The 8,309-nt window shown below is 70.7% G+C and carries 5 protein-coding genes and 1 pseudogene; 2 read left to right on the top strand and 4 right to left on the bottom strand.

Features of this window, described 5'->3' with window-relative positions; genetic code table 11:
- Positions 1-58 precede the first annotated feature (58 nt).
- Positions 59-124: pseudogene (locus AB8Z36_RS21735) on the top strand (hypothetical protein); the annotation flags it as partial.
- A 126-nt stretch (positions 125-250) separates the two neighbouring features.
- Here AB8Z36_RS21735 and AB8Z36_RS21730 read toward each other — a convergent pair.
- Positions 251-538 (bottom strand): hypothetical protein, encoded by a 288-nt coding sequence (locus AB8Z36_RS21730; protein ID WP_369215029.1) that lies wholly within the window; start codon positions 536-538, stop codon positions 251-253.
- Here AB8Z36_RS21730 and AB8Z36_RS21725 point away from each other — a divergent pair.
- A complete protein-coding gene (locus tag AB8Z36_RS21725) occupies positions 474-782 on the top strand; it encodes a DUF3048 C-terminal domain-containing protein (protein WP_369215028.1) in 309 nt (102 codons plus the stop codon). The genes AB8Z36_RS21730 and AB8Z36_RS21725 overlap by 65 nt on opposite strands.
- Positions 783-798: 16 nt before the next feature.
- On the opposite strand, the gene AB8Z36_RS21720 is transcribed toward AB8Z36_RS21725, so the two are convergent.
- From AB8Z36_RS21720 to AB8Z36_RS21710, 3 genes are all read right to left on the bottom strand, one after another.
- The gene (locus AB8Z36_RS21720) at positions 799-3,213 is read right to left on the bottom strand and encodes an ATP-binding cassette domain-containing protein (RefSeq protein ID WP_369215027.1); all 2,415 of its coding nucleotides are present in this window, start codon (positions 3,211-3,213) and stop codon (positions 799-801) included.
- A gap of 223 nt (positions 3,214-3,436) precedes the next feature.
- A complete protein-coding gene (locus AB8Z36_RS21715; protein ID WP_369215026.1) occupies positions 3,437-5,656 on the bottom strand; it encodes an MMPL family transporter in 2,220 nt (739 codons plus the stop codon).
- A gap of 364 nt (positions 5,657-6,020) precedes the next feature.
- Complete coding sequence (locus tag AB8Z36_RS21710) at positions 6,021-8,309, bottom strand: ATP-binding cassette domain-containing protein (RefSeq protein ID WP_369215025.1); 2,289 nt, start codon at positions 8,307-8,309, stop codon at positions 6,021-6,023.

Here is an 8,309-nt window from a genome sequence, read left to right as displayed (position 1 = left end):
TCTCCACGTAGACGATGTCCGCCCGCACACCGGCCTCGACCGGGCGGACATCGTCTACGTGGAGAAGGTCGAGGGCGGCATGAGCCGCCTGATGGGCGTCTACTCCAGCAGCCTGCCCCCGGCCATCGGCCCGGTGCGCAGCGCGSGCGAGTCCGACATCGAGCTGCTGCGCCAGTTCGGCCGCCCTGCGCTCCAGCGCCCTCCAGGAGCGGCTGCGCAACTCCTCCCTGCACGCCCGTCCCGAGGGCCGCTACCCCGGCGCGTACTTCCGGCAGAGCGGACGCACCGCCCCGCACAACCTCTTCGTACGGCCCAGGGCGCTGCTGCGCACCGCGCCCAGGGCCGACCGGCCCGCCGACATCGGTTTCCGCTTCGGCCCCGCGCCCCGGGGCGGCGTCCCCGCGAAGGTCAGGACCGTCAAGTACGCGGGGGCGAGCCACTCCTTCCGCTGGTCGCCGGGGCAGGGCCGCTGGCTGGCGTCCTTCGACGGCGCACCGGCCCGCGACAGCTCGGGCAGGCAGCTCGGCGCGCGGACCATCGTGATCCAGCACGTCACCATGCGGCCCTCGCGCTACAAGGACGTCAACGGCGCCGTGACGCCGTACATCGAGACCGTCGGCAGCGGAAAGGCGCTGGTCCTGCGCGACGGCAGGAGCTACCTCACACGCTGGAAGCGGTCCTCGCCCGCGGGCGGCACCTCCTTCACCCGGGCCGACGGCCGCCCCATGCCGTTCGCCCCCGGCCAGGTCTGGATCGCCTACGCGGACGCGGACCGCCGCTGACCCTCTCGCCGGGCCCTCAGGCGCCGACGTAGGCCGCGAGGTGCTCACCGGTCAGGGTGGAGCGGGCGGCCACCAGGTCGGCGGGGGTGCCCTCGAAGACGACCCTGCCGCCGTCGTGTCCGGCCCCCGGGCCGAGGTCGATGATCCAGTCGGCGTGCGCCATGACGGCCTGGTGGTGCTCGACGACGATGACCGACTTGCCGGAGTCGACGAGCCGGTCGAGCAGCCCGAGGAGCTGCTCGACATCGGCGAGGTGGAGCCCGGCGGTGGGCTCGTCGAGGATGTAGACGCCGCTCTTCTCGCTCATGTGGGTGGCGAGCTTGAGCCGTTGCCGCTCGCCGCCGGAGAGTGTGGTGAGCGGCTGGCCGAGGCTGAGGTAGCCGAGCCCGACGTCGACGAGGCGGGTGAGGACGCGGTGCGCGGCCGGTGTGCGGGCCTCCCCCGCGCCGAAGAACTCCTCGGCCTCCGTCACCGGCATCGCGAGCACCTCGCTGATGTCGCGCCCGCCGAGGCGGTAGGCGAGGACCTCGGGCTGGAACCGCTTGCCCTCGCACTCCTCGCAGGGCGTGGAGACCCCGGCCATCATCGCCAGGTCGGTGAAGATGACACCGGCGCCGTTGCAGGCGGGGCAGGCGCCCTCGGAGTTGGCGCTGAACAGCGCGGGCTTGACGCCGTTGGCCTTGGCGAAGGCCTTGCGGACCGGGTCGAGCAGGCCGGTGTAGGTGGCGGGGTTGCTGCGCCGGGAGCCGCGGATCGCGCCCTGGTCGACCACCACCACGTCCGCGCCCGCCGCCGCCCCGGAGCCGCCGACGAGTGAGCCGTGCACCAGCGAGCTCTTGCCGGAGCCCGCGACCCCGGTGACGACGGTCAGCACGCCGAGCGGGACGTCCACGTCGACGTCGCGCAGATTGTGCGTGGAGGCGCCGCGGATCTCCAGGGCGCCGGTGCGCTCGCGCACCTTCTCCTTCAGCGACGCCCGGTCGTCGAAGTGGCGTCCGGTGAGGGTGCCGCCGGTCCGCAGCCCCTCGACGGTGCCCTCGAAGCAGACGGTGCCGCCCGCCGCGCCCGCGCCGGGGCCGAGGTCCACGACGTGGTCGGCGATGGCGATCGTCTCCGGCTTGTGCTCCACGACCAGGACCGTGTTGCCCTTGTCCCTGAGCCGGAGCAGCAGGTCGTTCATCCGCTGGATGTCGTGCGGGTGCAGGCCGATGGTCGGCTCGTCGAAGACGTACGTGGTGTCGGTGAGCGAGGAGCCGAGGTGGCGGACCATCTTCACGCGCTGCGCCTCACCGCCCGACAGCGTGCCCGCGGGCCGGTCGAGGGAGAGGTAGCCGAGGCCGATCTCCACGAAGGAGTCGAGGGAGCGCCGCAGCGCGGTCAGGAGCGGCGCCACCGAGGGCTCGTCGAGTCCGCCGACCCACGTGGCCAGGTCGCTGATCTGCAGGGCGCAGGCGTCGGCGATGCTCATATCCTTGATCTTCGAGGAGCGGGCCTCGGCGCTGAGCCGGGTGCCGTCGCACTCGGGGCAGGTGGCGAAGGTGACGGCCCGGTCCACGAACTCCCTGATGTGGGGCTGCATGCCCTCGCGGTCCTTGGCGAGGAAGGACTTCTGGATCTTGGGGATGAGCCCTTCGTAGGTGAGGTTGACGCCGTTGACCTTCACCTTGACCGGCTCGCCGTACAGGAAGGCCTGGAGCTCCTTCTTGGTGTACGCGCGGATCGGCTTGTCGGGGTCGACGAAGCCCGACTGGGCGTAGACCTGGACGGTCCACTGGCTGTCGGACTTCCAGCCGGGGATGGTGAAGGCGCCCTCGGAGAGCGACTTGGAGTCGTCGTAGAGCTGGGTGAGGTCGATGTCGGAGACCTTGCCGCGGCCCTCGCAGCGCACGCACATGCCGCCGGTGCGGTGGAAGGTGGCCTTGACGGTCTTGGTCCTGCCCGCGCCGCGCTCCACGGTGATCCCGCCGCTCGCCCGCACCGAGGCGACGTTGAAGGCGAAGGCGTTGGGCGAGCCGATGTGCGGCTCGCCGAGGCGGCTGAAGAGGATGCGCAGCATCGCGTTGACGTCGGTGGCGGTGCCGACCGTGGAGCGCGGGTCGGCGCCGAGCCGCTGCTGGTCGACGACGATCGCGGTGGTGAGTCCTTCGAGCACATCGACCTCGGGCCGGGCCAGGGTCGGCATGAACCCCTGCACGAAGGCGCTGTACGTCTCGTTGATCATCCGCTGGGACTCGGCGGCGATGGTGTTGAACACCAGGGAGCTCTTGCCCGATCCGGAGACGCCGGTGAACACCGTGAGCCTGCGCTTGGGGAGTTCGACGCTGACGTCCTTGAGGTTGTTCTCGCGCGCGCCGTGCACACGGATCAGGTCGTGGCTGTCGGCGGCGGGCGGCTCGGTCGCCCGCCCGTCCGTACGTGGGTTCCTGGTCATCGTCTCTCCCGTGCGCTCCATGACGTGAAGCACAGGCTATGCAGGCTCCGGCCGGTGCGCTTCTCGATTCCTGATCGGTTGCCGAACCGTGCCCCGACGTGCGCGGACGGCGCGTGTGCGGACGGCGCGTGTGCGGACGGCGGAGCGGGCCGGCCGGGCCCCCCCCTTTCGGGGTGGTCCGGGCCGGCCCGCTCCGTGGCCGCGGGTGTCCGCGAGAGGCGTCTCAGCGGCCCGCGGGCGCCAGCTCGCGCTCCGTCGCCGCGTCCGGCGCCGACGTGTCGCCGAGGTTCTTGTGCAGCTTCTCGCCCTCCACGTCCACGTTGGGCAGCGCCTTGTCGAGCCAGCGCGGCAGCCACCACGCGGACTTGCCGAGCAGGGCGAGCACCGCGGGGACGATCGCCATGCGGACCACGAAGGCGTCGAAGAGGACGGCGACGGCCAGGCCGAAGCCCATCATCTTGATCATGTCGTCGTTCTCCATGATGAAGCCGGAGAAGACGCTGATCATGATGATCGCGGCCGCCGCCACGACCCGTCCGCCGTGGGTGAAGCCGGTGACGACCGACTCGCCGGGGGTCGAGCCGTGGACGTACGCCTCGCGCATCCGGGTCACGAGGAAGACCTCGTAGTCCATGGCGAGACCGAAGACCACGCCGATCATGAAGATCGGCATCATGCTCATGATCGGGCCCGGCTGGTCGACGCCCACGATGTCGGCGAGCCAGCCCCACTGGAAGACGGCGACGACGGCGCCGAGCGCGGCGGCCACCGAGAGCAGGAAGCCGAGCGCCGCCTTGAGCGGGACCAGGATCGAGCGGAAGACCAGCATCAGGAGCAGGAATGCCAGGCCCACGACCAGGGCGAGGTAGGGGATGAGCGCGTCGTCCAGGGTCTGCGAGAAGTCGATGGTCATCGCGGTCTGGCCGGTGACCAGGATCTCCGCGCCGGTGTCGGCGCCGATGCCGTCGGCGTTCGAGCGGATCGTCCTGACGATCTCCTCGGTCTCATGGTCGCTCGGCCCGGTCTTCGGGACGACGTTCATGATCGAGGTGTTGCCCGCCTTGTTGGTCGTGGGCGGCGTCACGGCGACGACACCCTCGACCTCGGCCAGCTTGTCGCCGACGGTCCTGGCGGCGGCGGCCACGTCGGCGTCCTTGGTGACGGTGACCATCAGGGGGCCGTTGAAGCCCGCGCCGAAGGACTCGGACAGCATGTCGTAGGCCTTGCGCTGGGTGCTGTCCGGCGCCGAGGTGCCCTCGTCGGGCAGCCCGAGTTCGAGGCTGGCGGCGGGCACCGCCACCGCGCCGAGGCCGAGGACCGCGACGGTCAGGACGGCGAGCGGGCGGCGCAGCACGAAGCGGGACCAGCGGGTGCCGAGCTTGGGCTTGGCGTGCGGGTCGAGCGGGGCGCCCGCGGGCTTCTTGCGGTCCTTGCGGCGCAGCACCTTGCGGCCCGCGAAGCCGAGCAGCGCGGGGATCATGGTGAGCGCGATGAGGACGGCGACCACGACGGTGCCCGCGGCGGCGAGGCCCATCTTGGTGAGGATCGGGATGTTGACGACCGCGAGGCCGGAGAGGGCGACGACGACGGTGAGTCCGGCGAAGACCACGGCGGAACCGGCGGTCCCGGTGGCGCGGCCCGCGGCGTCCTCCGGCGAGCGGCCCTCGGCTATCTCCGCCCGGTAGCGGGAGACGATGAAGAGGGCGTAGTCGATGCCGACGGCGAGGCCGATCATCATGGCGAGCGTCGAGGTCGTGCCGGAGAGGTCGAGGACGCTGCCCAGCGCGCCGATGGCGGAGATGCCGATGCCGACGCCGATGATCGCGGTGAGCAGCGGCATGCCCGCGGCGACCAGCGAGCCGAAGGTGAGGATCAGGACGACGGCGGAGATCGCGATGCCGATGAGTTCGGCGCTGCCGCCCATCTCCTGCTCGGCCATGACGGCGTCACCGCCGGTCTCGACGGTCAGCCCGGCATCGCGGGTGGTGTCGGTGGCCTTGGTGAGGGCGTCCCGCGATGTGTCGGTCAGCTCGGTGGAGATCACCTTGTAGGTGACCGAGGTGTACGCGGTGGTGCCGTCCTTGCTGACGGTCTTCGCCTTGTACGGGTCGTCGACGCTCGACACCTGCGAGCCCTTGCCGATGGTCGAGATCATCTTCTCGACCTCCGCCTTGGGCCCGGCGGAGGTGATCTTCTCGCCCTCGGGGGCGCGTATGACGACTCGTGCGCTCGCGCCGTCGGCGCTGGCGTCGGGGAAGCGCTTCTCCAGGAGGTCGAAAGCCTTCTGCGACTCCGTTCCCGGCATCGAGAAGGAGTCCTCGGGCGGGGCGGGAGCGGTCGACGCCGCGACGCCCGCACCGACGAGGAGCGCCACCCAGAGCAGTGCCACATAACGGCGTCGCCGGAAGGCGAGGCGGCCTAGTTTGTACAGGAACGTAGCCACGGCGAAGGGGACTCCCGTCGGGTTGGGCAGGCAGGGACGACCCCCCCTTCGGCGCGCGGAAGCCGCACGTCACGGCACGCGGTGGCCGCACATCAGGGGGTCAAGCAGGATGCCTGTCCATAGTCGGCGCCGGATCGGGGCCGATCGTCCGACTGCGAGCCGGACTCTCGGCCCACGGTCGCTGTACTGCGTCGGGCGGATTGTCATCCCGTGGGATGAGAGCACCTCCCGGCTTCTCGGCCACAGGGTGCAGTCACGTGTCAACGGTTTCGACGTCATTGGCGCGGAATTTTCGGCTCCCCTTCACCCCGTACCTGCGTGATGAGCCGGAATGTCCGCGCCATGACGGGTGCGCCGCCGTCCCTCAGCCGGTCACGTACTCCCCCAGATGCCGTGCCGTCACGGTGTCCCCCTCGGCGACGAGGCGGGCCGGGGTTCCCGTGAAGACCACGCGTCCGCCGTCGTGTCCGCCGCCAGGCCCCAGGTCGATGAGCCAGTCCGCGTGGGCCATGACGGCCTGGTGGTGCTCGATGACGACCACGGTGTTGCCGTCGTCGACGAGGCGGTCGAGGAGGGCGAGGAGCTTGTCGACATCGGCCAGGTGCAGTCCCGTGGTCGGCTCGTCGAGGATGTACGTCGACGACTTCTCCGCCATGTGGATGGCCAGTTTCAGCCGCTGGCGCTCGCCCCCGGACAGGGTGTCCAGCGGCTGGCCGAGCCGCAGATAGCCGAGACCCACGTCGAAGAGGCGGCCGAGTATGGTGCGCGCCTGTCCGGTGGTGAAGAAGTCGCGGGCCTCGGCCACCGACATGCCGAGCACCTCGCTGATGTTCCTGCCGCGCAGCCGGTAGGTGAGCACCTCGGCGGTGAAGCGCTCGCCGCCGCACCTCTCGCACACCGAGGCCACCCCGGCCATCATCGCCAGGTCGGTGTAGACGAGGCCGAGCCCGTTGCAGGCGGGGCAGGCACCCTCGGAGTTCGCGCTGAACAGCGCCGCCTTGACGCCGTTGGCCTTGGCGAAGGCGGTACGGATGGGGCCGAGGAGCCCGGTGTACGTCGCCGGGTTGCTGCGCCGGGAGCCGCGGATGGCCGACTGGTCGGCGACGACGACACCGTCCCGCCCGGACAGGTACCCGTGGATCAGCGAACTCTTCCCCGATCCGGCGACCCCGGTGACGACGGTGAGCACGCCGGTCGGGATGCCGACCTCGACGTCCTTCAGATTGTGCAGGTCGGCACCCTTGATGGAGAGCCACCCGCCGGGTGTGCGGACTTCTCCGCGCAGCCGGGCGCGGTGGCCCAGATGCCGTCCGGTCAGCGTCCCCGAGGCGCGCAGCCCCGCCACGTCGCCGGTGTAGCAGATGGTGCCGCCCGCCTCACCGGCCCCGGGCCCCAGGTCCACCACGTGGTCGGCGATCTCGATGACCTCGGGTTTGTGCTCCACCACGAGCACGGTGTTGCCCTTGTCCCTGAGCCGGAGCAGCAGGTCGTTCATCCGCCGGATGTCGTGGGGGTGCAGGCCGATGGTCGGCTCGTCGAAGACGTAGGTGACGTCGGTGATGCTGGAGCCGAGGTGCCGGACCATCTTCACGCGCTGCGCCTCGCCGCCGGAGAGCGAACCGGAGGGCCGGTCCAGGCTCAGATACCCGAGCCCGATCTCGGTCAGCGATTCCAGCAGCTCGCGCAGTCCGGCGATGAGGGGCGCGACGCCGGGGTCGTCGAGCTTCCGCACGAACTCGGCGAGGTCGCTGATCTGCATCGACGAGCACTCCGCGATGGTGTGTCCGTCGATCTTCGAGGAGAGCGCGGCGGCGGAGAGCCGCGTCCCGGCACAGGCCGGGCAGCGCGCGAAGACCACCGCGCGGGCCACGAAGGCCCTGATGTGCGGCTGGAGGGAGTCGCGGTCCTTGGCGAGCCAGGTCCGCCGCATCCTGGCGATGAGCCCTTCGTAGGTGAACCCGTTGGACCCCACCTCCACCTTGACGGGCTCCTTGTACAGGAGGTCGTCCCACTCCTGTCGGCTGAAGTCGGCGAGCCTCTTGCCGGGGCTGAAGAACCCGGAGTGGGCCACGACCTGCCAACTCCAGGAGTCCACCGCGTAGTTCGGCACGAGGATGGCGCCCTCGTCGAGCGAGCGCGACCGGTCCACGATCTGGTCGGCGTCGACGGTGGAGACCTCGCCGGTGCCCTCGCACTCAAGGCACATGCCTTCGGGCACGTTGAAGCTGAAGGCTCCCGAGGTGCCGATGTACGGCTCACCGAGGCGGCTGAAGATGATCCGCAGCATGGTGTACGCGTCGGTGGCGGTGCCCACGGTCGAGCGCGAGTTGGCGCCCATCCGCTCCTGATCGACGACGATCGCGGCGCTCAGATTGTGCAGCGCGTCGACGTCGGGGCGGCCGAGGCTCGGCATGAACGACTGCACGAAGGCCGTGTACGTCTCGTTGATCAGCCGCTGCGACTCGGCGGCGATGGTGCCGAAGACGAGCGAGGACTTGCCGGACCCGGAGACACCGGTGAAGACGGTGAGCCGCCGCTTGGGGATGTCGACGCAGACGTCCCGCAGGTTGTTCTCGCGGGCGCCGCGGACCTGGATGACGGTGTGGGTGTCGGCGGGGGTGGCAGTCGGGGTGTCGGCGGGGCTGGTCTGCAC

It is taken from the genome of Streptomyces flavofungini, from assembly GCF_041028215.1.
GTDB classification, from domain to species: domain Bacteria; phylum Actinomycetota; class Actinomycetes; order Streptomycetales; family Streptomycetaceae; genus Streptomyces; species Streptomyces flavofungini_B.
The sequence above is the reverse complement of the archived record's forward strand: the minus strand, read 5'-3'. Positions and strand labels throughout refer to the sequence as shown.